Genomic DNA, 19,684 nt, shown 5'->3' on the forward strand with positions numbered 1-19,684 from the left:
CAACCCCTCACCTTGCCAAGTTGCTTTTTCTGCCGTCGACATCCTCTTTTTTCAACAACATAAGCCAGCTAGCTAACTGATTCAATCAGCTAGCTGGCTTATTTCTATTATTTAATTCGTTTAAATTCCTTTTCATTGCTGTCTACAAATTCGACATCCACTTCAACGGATTGATAGTTATCTTCAATATTGAATACGTTGATTACTTGATCAATCACTTCATCATTAGGTGTTGTAGAATCAAAATTCAACTGCTTAAATAACGGCTCTAATTTAGTATACGCTTCATCACCCTGTAGTTTTTCATTTTTTCGATCATCCTGTAACTTTGCCTCTATGCCTGTTTTTTTATCCTCATATTCTACCTCATAAGACTCCGTTGCAGAGTAATCAACGTCTAATGAAAACTCTATAAAATTGAAGGTCACTTGGTCAGTTGGTGTATCACCAGTTTGTTGAGTAGCATTTTGATCTGCTGGTGCATTTGCTGGCACATCCTTTACCTCATCCTTATTACAGCCGTAAAGAATAATAGTCATTAAAGGAATCGCTAAGATAAATTTCAATTTCAATTGATTCACTCCTTTCTTACATATTACTTCCCTATTCTTCTACAAACTAACCTAAAAAAAGGGCATCTCCTACAATGAGGAGATACCCTTTTCGTGGAATGCAACTTAATAATAGAAGTTACGATCCACTTTATTTTCTTGAATTGCTTTTGCTAATCGAACTGTTGACACAGCCAAATCGGCATATGACACACTCTTAGTAGCATTAAAGTTATTTTGCTGTGTATCAATTAGACCCATCCCATTTGCTATTGCTATATAGCCTGTATACGCTGGATCAATAGACGCTGCATCCGCAAAGTTTAATTTGTAAATATCCTTATACTTTGCAACATTCTCCAATTGCATTACTTTAACAGCCCAAACTGCTAGCTCTTGGCGAGTTAATGTTTCATCCAAAGCGAATTGGTTTGCTGGCTGTAAAATTCCCATTCTAACAGCTTGTTCAACCACTCCATATAATGGATGGTTTTTATCGATATTGCTGAAGGATTGCTTTTCTCCTTCGCCGCTACCAAAATAGCCATATGTTAAAGATTTTAGTAGAATCTTTAATGCTTCTCCCTTTGTTACAGCAGCATCAGCATTAAAGTTTGCTATATCTTTTACCTCTAATACATTTTGATTTAAAAGATAATTTAATTCATTAGCTGCAGTTGGATGTGAAATGGATGGCTTCTCTTTGGAGCCATCTACCTGATACAACCATTCACCGGTAATTGCATCAATCTGATTATCTAAACTACCATTGTAAGTTGGAGCATAGATTAGATCATAATGTTGTTTACCTTCAGTATCTTGTTTTGCATATTGTAGCTGTAATGTAAGTGCCTTACTATAAGCTTCTTTAGCTTTATCAGCTGAGATTACCTGGCTGATAGATGGCCAATTATTAATCTTTTGTTTATTAACATTCAATGAACGTAATGACCCATCAGAGCCAATACCTACGTATATTTCATCTCCAACAACCGCAATCCCATTTACGATACGTGGGAAGGAGAAGTAATAATCTTTACTATAGTCATCATGTACAGCATCATCGATTGGCATCGAATACTCATGTAAATAGGATGGAGCCCATTGCTTTAAGTATTCAACCGCCTTTGCCAATGCAGCATCCTTAGAAATAGTATTTGTTTTGTCCGTGTTTGTAAAATCTCTCCTTAAATCATGGTACTGCACGATTTCGCCTGTTGCCTTATTAATTTCGAAAGAGGTACCGGAACCACCATTATTGTACATATACATGTAATTTACTGTATAAACCGTCTCGCCACTTTCATTTTCTCGTTCATCAACCATATCAATAGAGAGTGTTGCCTTGTCTTCATCAACCTTTAAGAAATTTTTAGCGAATTCCTCAACTTCTGCTACTGTCATACCACTTTTTCTTGGCGGTAACTGCTGTGAAGATATTTTCTGAGCACTTTTCGTCTTTGGAACTTGTGCAGAGAAACCATTCGTTGTTTGCCATTGACCTGTTAAAGCATGTACACCATTAAACCCTGTCGCTGGCATATAGACAAGCTTCACATTACGTTGATCGTTAGAATAGTCAACAGCATAACGAAGTTCAACTGCTAGGTTATCACGTACTTGTGCAGCAATTTCTTCCTCATTTTTTTTCTGGCTTGAGCTATCAAAGGTTGCTTTACTAATAGAATCTGTATTGCGGTACATTCCTGTTATTTGGCCATTAGCAAGAACATCAATAGTAATACTTTGATCGCCAATAAGGACACCATTATAAGTTGGTGAATAAACAAATGAGTAGGTAATTGGCTGTGATAATGGACGATTGATATCATTGTAATAACCGAAGCCATCTTCACGGAGTTTATAGTTCTCTAAATTCGCAAATTTTTTCAGGAAATCTTCTGCAATTTTTTTGGCTTCAATCTCCGAATATTTTGCTGGATATACTGCTTCAGCGATATTAGCTGGTTGATAATAGAAATGTTCTAAATCTAAATCTTCGCCTTTAAATGTAAAACCACCATAAACATCTTTACCATTCACCGTTTTATGGAAGTTTAAATCATAACGGACAGTTTTATCATCTCTAAAGAAATGACCGCCTCCAGAATTAAACTCATTGTCAGCTACAAATTTGAACTCTTCAGGGAATAGTGCACGTAATTTGTTAATTAGCATACCCTTTGTCACTTTTGTCTCTGTAGCAGCTAACTGTATTTCAATACGCTCTGAAGGTTCTTTCACATTTGCAGAAGCTTGTGAAACGGGTGCTAGAACCCCAACAGAAAATGCCGTAGTCGTTAAAATAATACCTAACTTCTTAAATTTACCCAAAATATCCCTCCTAAAATACTATTTACCATAATTATAATATATTTATCCATATTTAGATATGAATTTTACAGATAATTTCCTCTTTGAAGAAACATATTGGGTAATCCATCCACTTTTCTTCATTTTCTCATTTCTTTACCACATCAAAATTGGCACCAATTAACACCCAATTTTGAGGGAATGGTAGTCCTAATTTCCAATAACCTATACCACGAAGGTTATATTGTTTAATGAGATTAAATTTAGCTTGAATAGATCTAGCATCTTCAAACCACACCATATGCGCCCTACCTTGCTCATCATAGTATTCAAAAAATGGTGCTTGGGCTCTCCAATCATACTGAATCGCTGCATTATAACGCTTAGCAATTTCAATGGCTCGCTGTGGACTAAGTGCTTCTGCATACGGTCCCCCCTGAACAAAAGGTAATGTCCAATCATAGCCATATAAATTTTGCCCCAACATAATTTTGCTTGCAGGTATTTCACTCACCGCATATTTTACAACTGCCTCTACCTCTGGGAGAGGTGAAACGGCCATTGGTGGGCCTGCTGAATATCCCCATTCATAGGTCATGAGTAAAACAAAGTCCACGATTTCCCCATGTGCTCTATAATCATGTGCCGCTGTCCATGGACCTCGTTCACTATCACTTGTTTTAGGAGCTAATGCCGTAGACACTGTATATCCTTGAGCATGGAATTTTTCTACAGCTCTTCTTAAAAAGTTGTTATAGGCTTGTCGTTGATCTGCTGGCAAATTTTCAAAATCAAAGTGGATATCTTTGACGTCACCAAGTTGCTTTGCTTCCGCAAGAATATTATCAAATAATAAATCTTGAACAGCCGTACTTTGAAAAATATCTCTCGCTAATTCACCACTAAAACTAAAATTCTCTAAATTAGAAATAACCATCGCAATTGATGCTCCTGTATCATTTGCAATTTGTGTCACACCTTGACTTGGTGGTCTCTGTAAGGTACCATCACGTCTTGCCTCATAACTAAATAAAGCTAAATATGTTAAATAGGGACCCGCTTCCCTCGCTTGATTCAAGAGTGCCTCACTAACAGATGTTCCTCTCGGCTCTAAATAAGCCAATGTTTCTGCTCTTGTTTTTGGCGGTTGTGGAATATACAATCTCATCCCAACAGCTAATGGTTGATTGGGATTAATGCCATTTACTTGTGCAAGTGTTAGATAATTAATACCGAAGCGTTGACCGATTGACCATAAACTATCACCTGGCTGTACATAATAAAAGCTTCCGACAATTGGGATTACAAGAGCTTGCCCCACAACTAAACGATTTGGCTCTGGAATTTGATTGGCATCTATAATACTTTGAACCGTAGCCCCATACGCCTGCGCAATACCCCATAAAGACTCGCCAGCCCGTACAACATGTATTTGAATGATTTTGCCTCCTTCTAGCTTGATAAAATCATACCTATAAAGCTTATGAAATCAGAGATGAAAAGATGTCTCTCAACACCTCCACAAAAATCCATCGCTGAATGGATTTTAGGACTGATTATTTTGTCACCTTCTTTACAGCAATTATTTCAATAGTGGATGTATGATGATTGTTCGTTCATGAGGTTTAAATATCTGTTAAGCCCCTGAATGCTTTGCTATTATTCATATATTTCAATGTCACTTCAAAGCGAGCCTATTTAATGGTAGGATTGTTTCTTTTAAGTGAAGCCTAATTTTTGTTTTCTATGTATGTCTATAAAGTTATCAGAGTAATATATTCCGCTTCTTCACCGTTATTTGTATAAGTAAGCGCAAAATGGTACTTATCTCGATAGCACAAATCGTACAAATGTTCTACTTTTTACATAATCTTTAGCAAAGCTTTACCCACTTTCTACCCTACAAAACAGTTGCAACAGGCTACTTTTTGTTACACTTTTCCCAAAATATTTTACACAACTAGCGTCATATGCCTTATTCTTTTCCCGGTTCTCACTCTTGTATAATGAAATTATTGTAAGGAGGTGTTAGATTGCGTTTATTTTACCAGCAAAAAGTGATCGGTAAGAAATCTCGTAAGCTTGAAAAAATTCCATTTTCTATTGAAGAGCCTGTCACAACGTTACAAGATTTACTTGTTCAGCTTGTAACACAGCAGGTACAACAATTTAATGAAAAAATGGTAGATACACCACTTCATCTATATTTAACGGATCAGCAATTAGAAGACGCTGCCCAGTATGGCAAAGTACATTTTGGAGAAAAGAAAAAGGATGCTTTACAGTCAGTTGATCAGGCTATCTCCACAATGCTTCAAGCCTTTCAGGACGAGCTGTTCTTAATCCTTCACAATGAAGAATCTTTAGATTCTCTTACTACACCATTAAACATACAGGAAGACGATGTTTTTACATTTATTAAACTAACTATGCTTGCAGGACGAATTTGGTAAGGAGGGATTTTTATGACACTTTCACATGAACAAAAAACACATTTTCAAAGTATAGTGGATTCTGCACCTATAGCTTTACAGCCCTTAGCAACTGCATTATTAAAATACATGGACAATAGAGACTATGACATTGAACAGCTTATAGCTACTCAGCAGTATTCATCACTTGAAGAGCTATTGAGCGGACCATTATTTGAAGTGCTTGCACTATTTTCCTCACAAGAGCGTGCACTCAAGATTAAGAAATTAGCATTACGTTTTGATGCTACAATGTTCCAAACTGGCGTTTTACGTCGATCATTTCGTTCATCTCAACCAGTGCAAGATCACCTTTTTCAATGCTTACAATTAATAGAAGAAATGCTGACATTTGAGGAAATTACTTTGCAGGAGTTATTAGCAAATCATCGTCAATATGAGCATGGTACCTATCCAAACTATAGCTCCTATGTCTTGAAGAATGAAAATGTAAAAGTAATGGGCTTTAATGTCTTTGAACAGTTGCTCGCTGAAGAACTATCTATACAAAACCCTTCAATTGAAGAGGCAGTAGAGAGTATTTTATTTGATGAGCATCATAGTAGCTTTTTCGGTCATCCATTCATTCGTGGTATTTTCAAATCAAATAATCACCGTATGCATGATTCCCTTGGAAAACTATTAATAGCAGCTGCACGGCAAGAAGGTCTACGACAAGCAATAGTAGAAAACATTGACCATGGCAATCTTGATGCACAGCTCAAAATGATGAAACTTATTCAGGAACATCAACTAACACGCTTCTCCTCTGTAGTTCGAGCAGTCGATACTTGGATGGGACTTGGCTATAATAGCTTCGAAAATCAAAAAATAACAGAGGAAGTTCTTACGCTAGCCATTCAGGCCATCGAAGAGGACAACTTTGTTGGGCAACTGTTAAAGAGTGAGCGTACAATTGATAGCTATGTCGCATTATGGGCGACTGCTACAAAGGACTATACGCAATTAAATGACCTTGTAACAACACTCTTAAAGCGTGACAAACATATCCAACTTACAACGCTTGCCTTTTTAAAAAACTTATCGAAAATCTCCTTTACAGCGCCATTTGTGAAGGATTTAATCTTATCAACAAAAGATATCGAGTTGTTTGCCTTTGCATGGGGCAATTTCCTCTATGCCAATCACCATATTAATAGTGAGTATGCAAGAGACAATGAATGGGATCAAACCCTTCAAAACTTCATGCAAGAAAACACACAGCTACAAGGCATTGAATACCTATTATTTGAACAGCTTGAGTGGGCAAAGAATGAAATTACGAAAGACGGGCTTATCATTACAGGCAAACCTCTATCCTTTGTCTATGTCCATTTGTCATTAGAAGATTTAATTTCAACACAAATTATTTTAGCCCATCATGTACAGGACGAGGCATTATTCCAACGAATTATTGAGCATGCAGATTCTTACTCACCATCAAGTAGAATCGGCCTACTGAATATTTATTGTCTTGACCCCGTCACACAAGGTCAACGCGAATTTTTATTTAATTCTTTACGGGATCGCAGTTCCATCAATCGTTCTCTTGCGTTAAAGAAAATACATGCTCTAACACCAACCGAAGAAGAAATAACAAAAATTGAAGATCTTTTAGCTAATAAATCAGGTGCACTTCGCAAAGAGGCTATTTCACTCTTAAAAGTTCAGCCACAGAATCATCTATTACAAAGTGCTGAAAGGCTGATAAAAGATAGTAAGCAGCTAAAGAGACTTGGAGGGCTTGAATTACTATTAGAAGCCTCTAAGGAATACAGCTTAGCGAGCGAGCAAATTACAGCTTTATGTTCCTTATTACCCAAAGTAACTAAAAACGAGCAAGTTTTGTTAGAACAATTAATTACAAGGGATGTCCCAGAGTATAACGAGAGCAATGGCTTTGGTTTATATACCCCACATCCCCCTATTCAATACGGCTGTATTTCTGATGGAGCCATTCAAATGAATGGTGAAGAGCCTTGGCAACAGCTTGCTCCACTTTATGTACAGACACCTACACCTTTTGAAAAATTCTTTCAATATGATATTGAAAAATTATTATCTAAGCTTGAACAACTTATTCAAGTTTTAGATAAACACGCTGAACTAGAGTATGAAACATACCAATGGAATGACACGCACATTACCACTACATTAGGGCAAAGATATAGTGTTATAGCAACTAAATCGGATAATCAACGACTTGCTAGTCTTGATGCTTATCCTATCCCTGAAGAAATTGTTCAATGGATGAAGACATCATTATTTAGTAATGAGGACTTAGCCTATTTTAACTTTTATCACAATCTATCAGAATACCCTGCTGCCCATGATCTTTCCGAAGCAGCCCAAACGCTAATTCAACCTTTTTTCCAATACAAAGAAATGAAAGCACGTGTTGCTCAATTTAATTCCTTGAAATATGACCATACAATTCAACAGATTTTCTCAGTGCTATCTCAAGATACCGACATAATCTCAGGTGAGACAGTGCTGCATCAGGAAGCACTTTCATTACTAGAAAAGCATGCACCTAAATTTAATCGCTTTGAACAGGCAATAGGCATTATGTTACAGCTATTCGATCAAATCCCTGTGGATCAGTGGCAACTTGATGTTCGAGAAAAAGGTTATTATTACTATCGTTCCACATCTACCATTATCGATTTAGATGTTGTGGAGACATTCGTGGATCGATGCGGGTCTGATTACTCAACCTATGGGGAATATGTCAAAATGCTAGCTATCAATGAAGAGCTAACAAAGCGTATGAAAAATGAAAGCTATAGCCCAAACGTCTACAATTTATCTTTATTCCAATATTTAGACGCCATGAAGGTTGGCTTATTTACGCAAGATCACTTATTTGAAGCCATATTTACCAATACGCTCGCTTCAGAAATATTTAACGAGCCAACTAAATTACTAGAACGCTATCAACAGTCATTTGAAGATTTAACAGATTTCTTTGCTATTCGTGAACAAGCAATTGATCGTATTTTAGCTATAGAGCTAAAACGTGGAGATACACCTACTGCTGTAACCAAGCTTGCTAGTAGCATTTCTTATTTTGAGGGTATTGATTATTTCTTACAAATTCTACAGGCACTTGACGGAGAAAAGCTTGCACGAGGGTATATTTGGCAGGCAGAAACGAAAAAGGATGTATTCTCCCGATTGCTAACTAGCTGTTACCCTAAGAAAGAAGAAACAGCGCAGCAATTAAAAGAAGCATGGCAGAAAACAGACATTTCTAAAGAACGTTTAATTGAAGCAATGATGTATAATCAGCATTGGATAGACCTTGTGAGTGAAGTAATTGGCTGGGATGGGCTAAAAGAATCAGCCTGGTATTTTATCGCTCACACAACAGATTCTTTATCCGACTTTGCCAAAGATCAAATTGCCCTTTTCTCTAGCATAACGGCTGAGGATTTCCGTGATGGTGCATTCGACTTAGCTTGGTTCCAAAGCGCCTATCAAACGCTTGGAGCTAAGAAATTCAAGCTTGTCTATGATGCTGCAAAATATGCTTCTGAGGGAGCCAACCATCGTCGGGCACAGCTTTATGCGGATACAGCCATCGGTAAACTCAGTCCAAAACCGTTAATGCAAGAAATTCAAGATAAACGCAATAAAGATAAACTGCGCGCACTTGGTCTTATTCCTTTAATGAAATCGGATGACAAAGACGCCCTAACACGCTATCAATTTATTCAACAGTTTTTAAAAGAAAGTAAGCAATTTGGTGCTCAACGCCGCGCAAGTGAGGCTCGAGCAGCAAGTATTGCATTAGAAAATTTAGCGCGCAATGCAGGTGATGGAGAAGCCACTCGCTTCACATGGCGTATGGAATTATCAGCCTTTAACGATATGAAACATTTATTTAAAGCACAACAGATTGAGCAAATTACGGCCCATCTACAAATAGAAGATGATGCCTCTGTAGCTATTATTGTTGAAAAGGATGGTAAACGTCTAAAGAACGTTCCTGCTGCATTAAAAAAGCATGCTGATATTGTAACTTTGCAGGAAGCCCGAAAAGACTTACAGGAACAATATAAAAGAGCACGCCCAGCGCTTGAGCAAGCAATGGAATTAGAAACAGTATTTTCGGTCGAGGAGCTCATTCATTTATTAGCCCATCCGATTCTAGCTCCACTTTTACAAAGGTTAGTCTTTATCAGTGATGTGCACGTTGGAATGCTTACACCAGAAGGTTTACAGCTTCTATCGGCTGACATTGTGAATCTTGCTCCTACGTCCTCTATAAAGATTGCTCATCCTTATCAGCTTCTAGAAAGTGGTCAATGGAGACAGTGGCAATCCTATATGTTTGAGCACAAAATACAACAGCCATTTAAGCAAGTATTCCGTGAGTTATATCTCATCAACGCTGATGAAAAAGGACAGAAACAATCATTGCGTTATGCAGGACATCAAGTAAATCCTTCACAAACAGTAGCCTTGTTGAAAACACGCGGTTGGCAAATCAGCTATGAAACAGGACCACGTAAAGTATATTATAAGGAAAATATTGTGGCATCTTTGTATGCACAGGCAGATTGGTTTACGCCAGCAGAAATTGAAGCACCTGCAATCGAAGGTGTTTACTTCTATGATCGACTAACAGGCAAAGATATCGTTTTAGATGATATTCCAGCAGCGATATTCTCTGAGGTTATGCGAGATATTGATCTCGTTGTCAGTGTTGCCCATGTTGGTGGTGTAGACCCTGAGGCAAGTCATTCTACTGTTGAAATGCGTAGTATTATCGTAGAAGAATTAGCTAAATTACTGAAGCTACACAATGTGGAAGTGAAAAAGCAACATGCCCTCATTGAAGGTAAGCTAGCCAGTTACTCCTTACATTTAGGAAGTGGTGTGGTGCATCAAATAGGCGGTTCCATGATCCCGATTATTGCTGTCCCATCTCAGCATCGTGGACGGATTTTCTTACCGATGGTGGACGATGATCCACGTACGGCTGAAATCATGTCCAAGCTCTTATTACTATGTGAAGATACAAAAATTAAAGATCCAGCCATATTAACTCATATTCGAAGCTATGAGCAAATGCACTAATGTACACTAGATAAAAATAGGTGACTCAATTCGTCACCTGTTTTTACTGTACATCCGTTTTAATCATTTCAAATAATAGCGGTACATTCGTGCCTCGCTGCAATGAATGACAGTCCTCCATTAAAAAGGACCAACTTTTCTTGATTTTCTCCCTATAAGGTAACGCTGAACTAACCGGTAGATAGGCGCTTAAATATTCCCCAATCGTGCCTGATAGATTGTCCATAAATTCATCTGCTTTTTGTAGTTTTTCTGTAGGGATTTCATTGCGCTCATTCCATAAGACATGCTCTAAATTCGTAGAAAAATAAAATAATTGATAAGGTACTTTCATACGGTTAATGCTAAAGTGGTCGTTAGCGATTAAAATTTGGGCATTCTTTGCCTTCATATCATTGCGTTGTTCAATTTGCTCTTTACGTTTATCCGACTTCACTAAAATAGCATCCTCTGTATAAAATAGGTTTTGTTCGATACTCTCATCTACCTTGACGCATTCTGGTGCAATAAAGCATCCATCTGTATCTGTAATATGAACAACAGCAGTTAAATCATTGGCTAAAAATTTATATTTTTCAAGATAGCTCTGAATCACTCGTACAACACTGTTTTTAATATTTGGGATCCGTTTGTGCGCATCCCACTTTGTTAAAATATCCTCACGTTGTACATCAAAGCGTATTGTCGAGTTCGCAAAATGAGCATCTAAATAATCCTCTAAAATAATTTGCTCCGTCTGCCCTTCCACAATGATTAATAGCACTTTTTTAGTCATGTTGAACACCCGCTTTACGAAAAGCACGCTTGATTTTAAATGTTTTGGTTTCCTTATATATCTCTTCGTCCTGTCCACCAAGTTGGATAGCACGTAAATAAACATCTCTAGCATTATTCACTTCTTTAATACCTTTTAGCTGCATATAGCGGTGATATTCATTTGTTGTCGTAAACCATAAATTTTTAATAGCTAGCACCTCTAACACACGTAGATTATGGGATGTAAAAATAAGTTGTCCTTTTCCATCCTCATCTATCACTGTTAACAACTCACCCAACAAATATTCAAATACACCTGAATCTAATTCATCAATAACCACGCATGCATTTGGATTATTGTATACAGCAATTAATACACTAAGAATAGAAATGATCTTTAAGATTCCCTCTGACTCTGTTCGTAGCGGTAATTCCCGCTCCCCACGCTGCGACAAAAACTCAAAACGAATTCCCTGCTCTCCATTATCCATCGTTTGTTTTGTGATGATATTAATTTTAATTGTCAGACCAGGAATAATTGCCGAGAGCACTTGATTACTTTGCTCAATTACTTCACATAATGCATAGAATGCATCCTCTGGTAATAAAGCTGGTCCATTTAAATCATAAGGAATAAGGCCTCTCGTTTTCTCTAAATGAATACTAAACGGCATGATCCGTTCTTCAAATAATGGTGCAATGTTTTGATTACTAACAACATGTAAATCTCTGCTAAAATCAACGGCAATATTTTGTAGCAGCTGCATTTCTTGCTCAGAAAGTCGTTCCTGTAATAATGGCTTTACATCTTTGTGGAATAGAAATGACATATACTGTTTTCTTGCTAACTGTTGAATAACCAGTAATTGGATACGTACCTGTTCACTCAAATCATTCAGTTTCGATTGACGGATTTGCACATCCTTCTCTGTCACAGCAACTAAAGTCTTTGATCGCTTCCCTTTCGTATTTTCTCGATAGGTAAGGCGCTCCAGCGTAGTATATAGTCGATGCTGATCCTCCTGTAGTTCCACATAGTAATTCACAAAAAATGTACCGAATTGATTCTCAACTAAAAATTCAACATCCATACTAGCTGTTTGCTCTCCTGCCAATAGGAGTCGCTTCTCTTGTGAAGGTAACTTCACTTCAGCAAGCCATCCTGATAGAAGTGTCTTCAATAAACTGAATGCATCTACAATGGTTGTCTTTCCAGAGCCATTTTGCCCATATAGGCCAACAACATTCGCTTGTAGAAATGTCTCAAAATTTACTGCGAGTACAAGTTCACCCTGTCGTACATTTCGTAAATTTTGTATGTTTATTTTTTTTATCTTAATAATTGCCATATGCTAAACATCCTTTTAGCTTTTTCTCTTATTATAATGAAATTTGTTATATTTTATAACAAATTCGAACTTAAGCATCCATAGCCTATAGCCTATGACAAAAATCGCAATAGGCATATGTTAGAAAAAATGAAGAAAGGTGTGTTTCATTGGTTTATCCTAGATTAGCCCCCGATGATTTTAACAGTCAATTTCGGCCAGGTATGAAAATATGGGTGACACTCCCTACTGGTACTTATTCAGGTACATTGATTCGAACATTTGGCACTGGAGGAAGAACAGCTGAAATCCAGCTAGATAACGGTCAAATAGTGACTGTGGATGTTAGTCAAATCACTGCTGCAGGTACAGGAACACCGCCTGGTAGTTCCTATCCGCCACCATACCCACCACCTTATCCACCGCCGTATCCACCGCAACCTTATCCACCACGTCCATACCCACCACAGCCCTACCCACCGCAACCTTATCCGCCACGTCCATATCCACCACAGCCGTATCCGCCGCAACCTTATCCGCCACGTCCAGGTGGTCAATATCCTGGTTTCCCACCACCACTAATACCAGGACTGCCGAATATTTTACCAGGAATTTTTGGTAATCCCCGACCATAGCAACAACTAGAAAAAGGTTATTTCTTTATTCAAGAATAAAGAAATAACCTTTTTTCCATTTTATTCCCATAATAAAAATCATCCAATTCCTTTACATATAAGACATGACAAAATAAGTAAAAAGCCCTAACAAGGAATTGGAAATTAGCATTTCAACCAAATTTTTAATCAATTGAAATTAAGTTAGTTCTGAGCATACTTCTTTTTTATACTAGTAACCGTTAAGCTTTTTGTAAAAATTTAACCTAACCTAAAAAATATATAGACTAAAAAACTAGATTTCTTTGTTTATTCATAGAAATCATGACTTTAAATAGTAAGTTTTCTGGGTTGTGAATCAATTTTTTTGGCAGTATAGTAGTTAAATGATAGGGGATAAATAGATTATTTTGTATTTAAAAATATTTAAAATGCATCTGGACTTCTACGAATAACATCAACATCTTCAATGTGTAGTACATTGACTAAATTATCCATTTATAGTCCTTAGCTTGAAATATTTGTTAGATCATATTAGGAGGAAAAGCATGAAAAAACGCAAGAAGCAGCAAATGTCCATTAGTAAGAAATTAACTGCAATAGTAGTAAGTATTTTATTATTATTTGGATTAGTTACTTTAGGTCTTTCTTATTATATAGTAAGAAACAGTAATTTAACAGACATGGATCAATCTCTCTCTGATAAAGGCATGATCCTAGCCAAAACCATTGATACTACCACACTGAAATCAATTTTAGAGAATCCTACAAATAGTAACCCTGACGCTCTACGATTAACAAGTGAAATGGATGCGATCAATGATAATTCCGATAGCATTACCAATCTATTTTTAATTACAGTTAACGGGGAAAATATTAATGCACCTGTTCTCTCATCTAGTATACTTGATCTAGGGGCTGAGTATAACCAAGATATGATTGCTATGGGTTTATCTCCTGATTTCCTAGCAAGAATTAAAGAAGTTTTTGAGACAAAAAAAGCAACAGCAACAGATATTTATAGCGATGAATACGGTAGCTATAAAACAGGCCTTACACCAATCTTGGATGAAAATGGTGATATGCTGGCCGCTTATGCCATTGACTATGACGTATCAATGGTAACAGGAAAAGCAATGTCTGAAGCCCTATGGACATTATTAGTAACTGTTATTTTCTTAATAGGTTCATCCATTGCAGTTTACACGCTTTTAAGAAAAAAATTAACACCAATTCAACAACTTTCCTTACAATCTAAAAAAGTTGCAGAAGGTAATTTAGAGCTTGAACCATTACCAGTTACTTCAACGGACGAAGTAGGAATGCTCACACAAAACTTTAATTCAATGATTGAAAACTTAAAAAATGTTATTAAAAGTACAACGAATGTTTCTGCACGTGTTTCAAACACGGCCAATGTTTTATCTGTCAATATGCAGGAAGCCTCCGATTCATACAATAATGTAGCTTCTTCCATGCAAGAAATTGCAAGTGGCGCTGATCTACAAGTACAAAAGGCAAAAGAAAGTACGATTACCATTGAAGAAATGAATATTGGTATCCAACGTATTGCCATGACGTCCAATCAAATTTCAGAATCCTCTATTTTAGCATCAGAGGAAGCTGAAAGAGGCAATGAATCGACAAATAAATCTGTCACACAAATGAATGCTATTAGTAAAGCTGTTAATCAATCTGCAGCTTCTGTTAAATTACTTGGCGAACATTCTAATAAAATTGAAGAAATCGTAGGGATTATTACAGGTATTGCTTCCCAAACCAATTTACTTGCATTGAATGCGGCTATCGAAGCTGCACGTGCTGGAGAAGCTGGTAGTGGCTTCGCAGTGGTTGCTGATGAAGTACGTAAACTTGCTGAACAATCTGAGGCATCCGCAAGAGAGATTTCCACACTTATTTCTCATATCCAGCATGATACAAACGAATCTGTAAATATCATGGTTCACGCTGTAGAAGAAGTAGATCATGGCATTGTCATGATTAATGATTCGGAAAAATCATTTAGCCAGATTTTAACTTCCATTCACCATGTGACAGGGCAAATTCAAGAGCTTTCTGCAACGATTGAAGAAATGGCAGCTGGCATGGAAGAAGTAACGTCTGCTGTTAAAGATATGGAAGATTTCTCAGTCAATTCAAAAGACAATACAAGAGCAGTAGCAGCAACTTCTGCCTCTCAATTGAATACGGTTCAACGAGTTTCTGAAGAAGCTCAAGTATTATCCGAGTTATCTGATGAATTAATGAATGTTGTTAATACCTTTGTAGTGAAATAAAAAATGAAAGGGCTGCCCTTATAAGGAGATGTATGTCCGTTAGTCTCTCACAGATTGATTCACTGCTGTGGACCTAATGACGATAATCGCTCCTTCATAAGTGTCGGCCCTTTTCTAAAATAGGAGTTGTCATGATTGAATAATAAACGAGAATTTGATGTACACCCATCACAGAATAAAATGCATTCTTTGGAGCAACAAACGCTACCATCCAATAGAACACAATTGTTGAACGAAGAAGACTTACTCGCATATCAAACGTTAAACCAAACAATGGCTGACTACGATAAAAACACCACAATCCCTGACGTATTTTATCAGGCGGCACAACAGTTTGCTGAACGAATTGCATTATCCTATGAGGGTGGCAAGCTAACCTACAGTCAGCTAAATGAACAATCCAACCAAGTTGCTCATATGTTAGTTGCCAATGGTCTACAAAAAGGAAACTATGTAGCGATTTTAATGGAACGTAGTAAAGAAACAGTCATTAGTCTGTTAGGTATCCTAAAAGCTGGTGGAGTTTATGTTCCCATTGATCCTAGCTATCCAAAAGAACGTTGTCAGTACCTATTAAACGATACAGGTGCTCCATTTATCATAACGAAAAACGAACATACAGCACTACTGAATGATTTCATACATAATGATTCCCAAACACGTACAGTATTAACAATCAACCAAACCGAGCAAGGCTATTCACAAGCGAACATTCACTGTGAATTACTTCCATCTGACTTAGCCTATATCATTTATACATCTGGTTCAACAGGTAAGCCAAAAGGCGTTATGCTTAAGCATGAAGCTGTTATAAATTTGATAACAGATAATCAAAGAATCTACCATTCAACTAAAGAAGATGTTTATTCTCAGTTTATTTCTTATAGTTTTGATCCTTCTGTAACAGAAACTTTTACTGCTTTCTTTTCAGGAGCAAGACTTCATATGCTAACAAGTATAGAACGTCTATCGATTGAAGCATTTGCTGATATGATCGACCGTGAGCAAGTAACGACTGCCACTGTTCCAAATGCCTTCTTTACACAGCTGGCTACACATTTACCAGTAAGCTATCGAGAAATACTCTCGACACTAAATTATTTATCTGTTGGTGGTGAAGCCCTATTGCCTGCCGTTGTTCAAAAATGGCAAGAGAAATTTGGACTTTCTTCAGAAATTATTAACGTATATGGACCAACTGAATGCACAGTATTGTCCTCTTATTTTAAGGTGAAAAGTCAGATAACAGACATGCAATCCAGCATCCCTATCGGCAGACCTATCGCCAATTATGAAATGTATGTTGTCAGTGCGGATGAACAGCTTTGTCCCGTTAATGTAATCGGGGAATTATGTATTGCAGGAGCTGGTTTAGCAGCAGGCTATTTACATCAGCCTGAAAAAACAGCAGATGTCTTTGTACCCCATCTCTTAAAGCCTGATCAAAAAATGTATCGAACAGGTGATTTAGTTCGACTATTGCCAACTGGTGTCATTGAATTTGTTGGACGCAAAGATTCTCAAATTAAAGTAAGAGGCTTCCGTATTGAACTTGGAGAAATTGAAACAGTGTTAAGCAATCATACGAGCATTCAGGAAGCCGTAGTCATTGCGAAGAAAATGGCTGATGGAAATAACCATTTATTTGCCTACTATACGGTAACAAGTGGTATGCAGCTTGAAGAAAATCTATTAAGAGACTATTTGGCAAATCTTTTACCAGATTATATGGTGCCTGAGCAATTTATTGAATTGCAAGAAATGCCATTATCCCCTACAGGGAAAATTGATCGAAAACACTTGGCTTCATTGGAATTAACATTATCACGCAGCAATACATATATTGCTCCAGAAAATGATACACAACGTATGCTTGCTAACGCATGGGAATATGTACTCGGTATTGAGCCAATAGGCATTCACGATAACTTCTTCCATATTGGAGGGCATTCACTAAAAGTGCTCGAGATTCTTGTACAAGTGAAAAAACATATCCCATTCTTAAAGATTCAGGATTTCTTCCAATATCAAACGATTGCAGAACTTGATCATTATATTCGTCATTATCAACCGGAAGCTATTGAAGTTCAAGAACGGCCAACTAACATTGTCTTCAAGGACTTAATGGAGCCTAGTCCGCTACAAGTCTCCCAAAACGTGAAGCCTTTGCCAATGACATCTGTATTATTAACAGGGGCTACAGGTTATTTAGGTAGCCATGTATTACATGAGCTATTAGCAACAACAAATGCGCATATTTATTGCCTTATTCGACCAAGTGCCCAAACTATGATTGAAGCCAAGCTAATAGAAAGTATGCAATTTTATTTTGGCAATACGATTGCTCAGCAGTTGAAAGACCGTGTCACAGTTATCCAAGGTGATTTAGGCAAGCAACGACTACATTTATCGGATGAAGATGAACAAATCATTCTGAAAGAAATCAATGCCATCATACATTGTGGTGCAGATGTGCGTCATTTCGGTGCCGCTGATCATTTTAATAATGTCAATGTAAATGGAACTCGCTATTTGCTTGAAATAGCCAAACAGAAACCAGGTGTACATTTCCATTATGTATCGACAATTGGTATTCCAGAGGAGTTAGCCGCCCTTCAATGGGGGCCAGATGAAGCAAAGGGTAACTTCAATTACGATGTAAAACTTGATAATGTTTATACTCAAAGTAAGCTAGAAGCAGAGAATCTTGTTCGAAATGCTATGCATGATAAAATCCCTGTTTCCATTTATCGTGTAGGGAATTTAAGCTGTCATTCTGAAACAGGTAAATTCCAACGTAATATCGATGACAATGCCTTTTACCGTATGATTAAATCGATGCTTTATTTAGGTAAAACACCTACTGCACAATGGCATGTTGATTTTACACCAATCAATTATGCTAGTCAGGCACTCGTTTCTCTGGCAAATCAGCCAGCATCCAACGGCCATGTCTTCCATTTATGTAACCCTGTATCGCTTACTTATTTAGAATTAATCGATATGCTTAAGGAAATTGGTTATGACTTAACAATTGTATCAACACAAGAGTATACAGATTGGCTATTAAATGGCGATCATTCAAAAGATGTACAGGAATATTTATCATTAGCCATTGCTCAACTTGAAGGTGATGGAGCAAGTGACTCCCCATTTATCTTCAATTGCAAAAAGACGATAGAATTTTTAGCCCATACAAAGATTGAATGTGCAGTACCAACTACAGCCTTTATTGACAGAATGATTCAATACGGCATCGATACAGGCTACTTCCCAGAACCAAAACAAGTCAATATAAGATGATAGAACAAAATATACAACTATTTGCACTGCCTCTTGGAGCACAGTTAACGCCATTAGAATGGGATACTTTTCTCAAAGCACTCCCTTCTGATGTTCAAGGAAAAGTTAAGCAATACAAGCATTGGCAGGATCGTCAAAGAGCCTTGCTAAGTAGCACCCTCATTAGGTGGGCACTCCTTCCCTATATCGATGAAGTCATGCTACACCTAGCTTATGATGAAAATGGCCGCCCATATATTGCAGGACATCCTCATTGGCAGGGCGATTTTAATCTTTCTCATTCTGGTAATTGGATTGTGTTGGCAGTCGCTACTAACGGACGAGTGGGCATTGATGTGGAAGAAATAAAACCTGTGAGTGAAGATATGATGACGTATGCGCTTTCCGAGACGGAGCTTCAATTGGTCTCTCATCAGCCTCTACATGTTTTTTATGAGTTTTGGACATTAAAAGAAGCCCTTTTTAAAACAGGCTTAATGTCGATTACATCACCTCATTTGCTTGATACAATCGACATTAAAAGAACAAGGAAAGATCTTTTTACTGAGTTACTATATCTCGATCAGCAACACCCTGTGTCCATCTGCTGGAACCATGCATGTTCTAATGTAATAATCACCATGTTAAATAAAGAGCAGCTTTTGCAGCTATAACAAAGGAGGATAAGTGATTCGTTACTACCCCCTCAAAAAATGAGTAGTGAACGCCTTTGCTAAAAAGTTAATGGGTTGGAGTGGAAGGCTACGTGACTCCCGTGGGATAGCGAGACAGGCAAAACTCTAAACGGAGCGGTAGCGGAGGAAGCGATTCGGCGCTCGCCCACAGGAAAGCAAGTAGCCTGCAACGGAAATTCATTTTCACTTTTTACAAAAATTCTATTGATTGTTTTTCAACACTATGAAAGGAGGAGAAATCGAATAATTTCGCCTCCTTTCATTATTAATAGAAAACGCTGCGCTAGCGTGT

General features: G+C 37.4%; 11 protein-coding genes. 6 read left to right on the forward strand and 5 right to left on the reverse strand.

Features of this window, described 5'->3' with window-relative positions:
• Positions 1–107: 107 nt before the first annotated feature.
• From JTI58_RS05815 to JTI58_RS05825, 3 genes are all read right to left on the reverse strand, one after another.
• Positions 108–572, reverse strand: a complete 465-nt coding sequence (locus tag JTI58_RS05815) for a YusW family protein (RefSeq protein ID WP_205445831.1) — start codon at positions 570–572, stop codon at positions 108–110.
• A gap of 105 nt (positions 573–677) precedes the next feature.
• On the reverse strand, positions 678–2,885 hold the full coding sequence (locus JTI58_RS05820) for a YcdB/YcdC domain-containing protein (RefSeq protein WP_205445832.1): 2,208 nt from the start codon (positions 2,883–2,885) through the stop codon (positions 678–680).
• Between the two features lie 127 nt (positions 2,886–3,012).
• Complete coding sequence (locus JTI58_RS05825; protein WP_431844395.1) at positions 3,013–4,185, reverse strand: glycosyl hydrolase family 18 protein; 1,173 nt, start codon at positions 4,183–4,185, stop codon at positions 3,013–3,015.
• A 712-nt stretch (positions 4,186–4,897) separates the two neighbouring features.
• On the opposite strand from JTI58_RS05825, the gene JTI58_RS05830 reads away from it, so the two are divergent.
• Both JTI58_RS05830 and JTI58_RS05835 read left to right on the forward strand, forming a co-directional pair.
• Positions 4,898–5,317, forward strand: coding sequence for a hypothetical protein (locus JTI58_RS05830; RefSeq protein WP_205445834.1), 420 nt, complete (start codon positions 4,898–4,900; stop codon positions 5,315–5,317).
• A gap of 12 nt (positions 5,318–5,329) precedes the next feature.
• A complete protein-coding gene (locus JTI58_RS05835) occupies positions 5,330–10,420 on the forward strand; it encodes a DUF4132 domain-containing protein (protein WP_205445835.1) in 5,091 nt (1,696 codons plus the stop codon).
• A gap of 43 nt (positions 10,421–10,463) precedes the next feature.
• On the opposite strand, the gene JTI58_RS05840 is transcribed toward JTI58_RS05835, so the two are convergent.
• On the reverse strand, positions 10,464–11,195 hold the full coding sequence (locus JTI58_RS05840) for a hypothetical protein (protein ID WP_205445837.1): 732 nt from the start codon (positions 11,193–11,195) through the stop codon (positions 10,464–10,466).
• Positions 11,188–12,525, reverse strand: a complete 1,338-nt coding sequence (locus JTI58_RS05845; RefSeq protein WP_205445839.1) for an AAA family ATPase — start codon at positions 12,523–12,525, stop codon at positions 11,188–11,190. Before JTI58_RS05845 ends, JTI58_RS05840 begins: the two co-directional genes overlap by 8 nt.
• A gap of 149 nt (positions 12,526–12,674) precedes the next feature.
• On the opposite strand from JTI58_RS05845, the gene JTI58_RS05850 reads away from it, so the two are divergent.
• From JTI58_RS05850 to JTI58_RS05865, 4 genes are all read left to right on the forward strand, one after another.
• The gene (locus JTI58_RS05850) at positions 12,675–13,139 is read left to right on the forward strand and encodes a hypothetical protein (protein WP_205445841.1); all 465 of its coding nucleotides are present in this window, start codon (positions 12,675–12,677) and stop codon (positions 13,137–13,139) included.
• Between the two features lie 527 nt (positions 13,140–13,666).
• Positions 13,667–15,415 carry a methyl-accepting chemotaxis protein gene (locus tag JTI58_RS05855; RefSeq protein WP_205445842.1) on the forward strand — a complete coding sequence of 583 codons (1,749 nt, stop codon included), beginning with the start codon at positions 13,667–13,669 and terminating at the stop codon, positions 15,413–15,415.
• Between the two features lie 135 nt (positions 15,416–15,550).
• Complete coding sequence (locus tag JTI58_RS05860) at positions 15,551–18,718, forward strand: non-ribosomal peptide synthetase (RefSeq protein ID WP_205445844.1); 3,168 nt, start codon at positions 15,551–15,553, stop codon at positions 18,716–18,718.
• Positions 18,715–19,371, forward strand: coding sequence for a 4'-phosphopantetheinyl transferase family protein (locus JTI58_RS05865; protein ID WP_205445846.1), 657 nt, complete (start codon positions 18,715–18,717; stop codon positions 19,369–19,371). The genes JTI58_RS05860 and JTI58_RS05865 overlap by 4 nt, the downstream gene beginning before the upstream one ends.
• The last annotated feature ends 313 nt before the right edge of the window (positions 19,372–19,684 follow it).

Origin of the sequence: Lysinibacillus fusiformis, from assembly GCF_016925635.1 — a bacterium.
Lineage (GTDB): Bacteria > Bacillota > Bacilli > Bacillales_A > Planococcaceae > Lysinibacillus > Lysinibacillus fusiformis_F.

Excerpts from the sequence above, each read along its gene's own strand:
- JTI58_RS05835 (WP_205445835.1), top strand. The coding sequence starts at position 5,330 with ATGACACTTTCACATGAACAAAAAACACATTTTCAAAGTATAGTGGAT.
- JTI58_RS05840 (WP_205445837.1), bottom strand. The coding sequence starts at position 11,195 with ATGACTAAAAAAGTGCTATTAATCATTGTGGAAGGGCAGACGGAGCAA.
- JTI58_RS05845 (WP_205445839.1), bottom strand. The coding sequence starts at position 12,525 with ATGGCAATTATTAAGATAAAAAAAATAAACATACAAAATTTACGAAAT.
- JTI58_RS05855 (WP_205445842.1), top strand. The coding sequence starts at position 13,667 with ATGAAAAAACGCAAGAAGCAGCAAATGTCCATTAGTAAGAAATTAACT.
- JTI58_RS05865 (WP_205445846.1), top strand. The coding sequence starts at position 18,715 with ATGATAGAACAAAATATACAACTATTTGCACTGCCTCTTGGAGCACAG.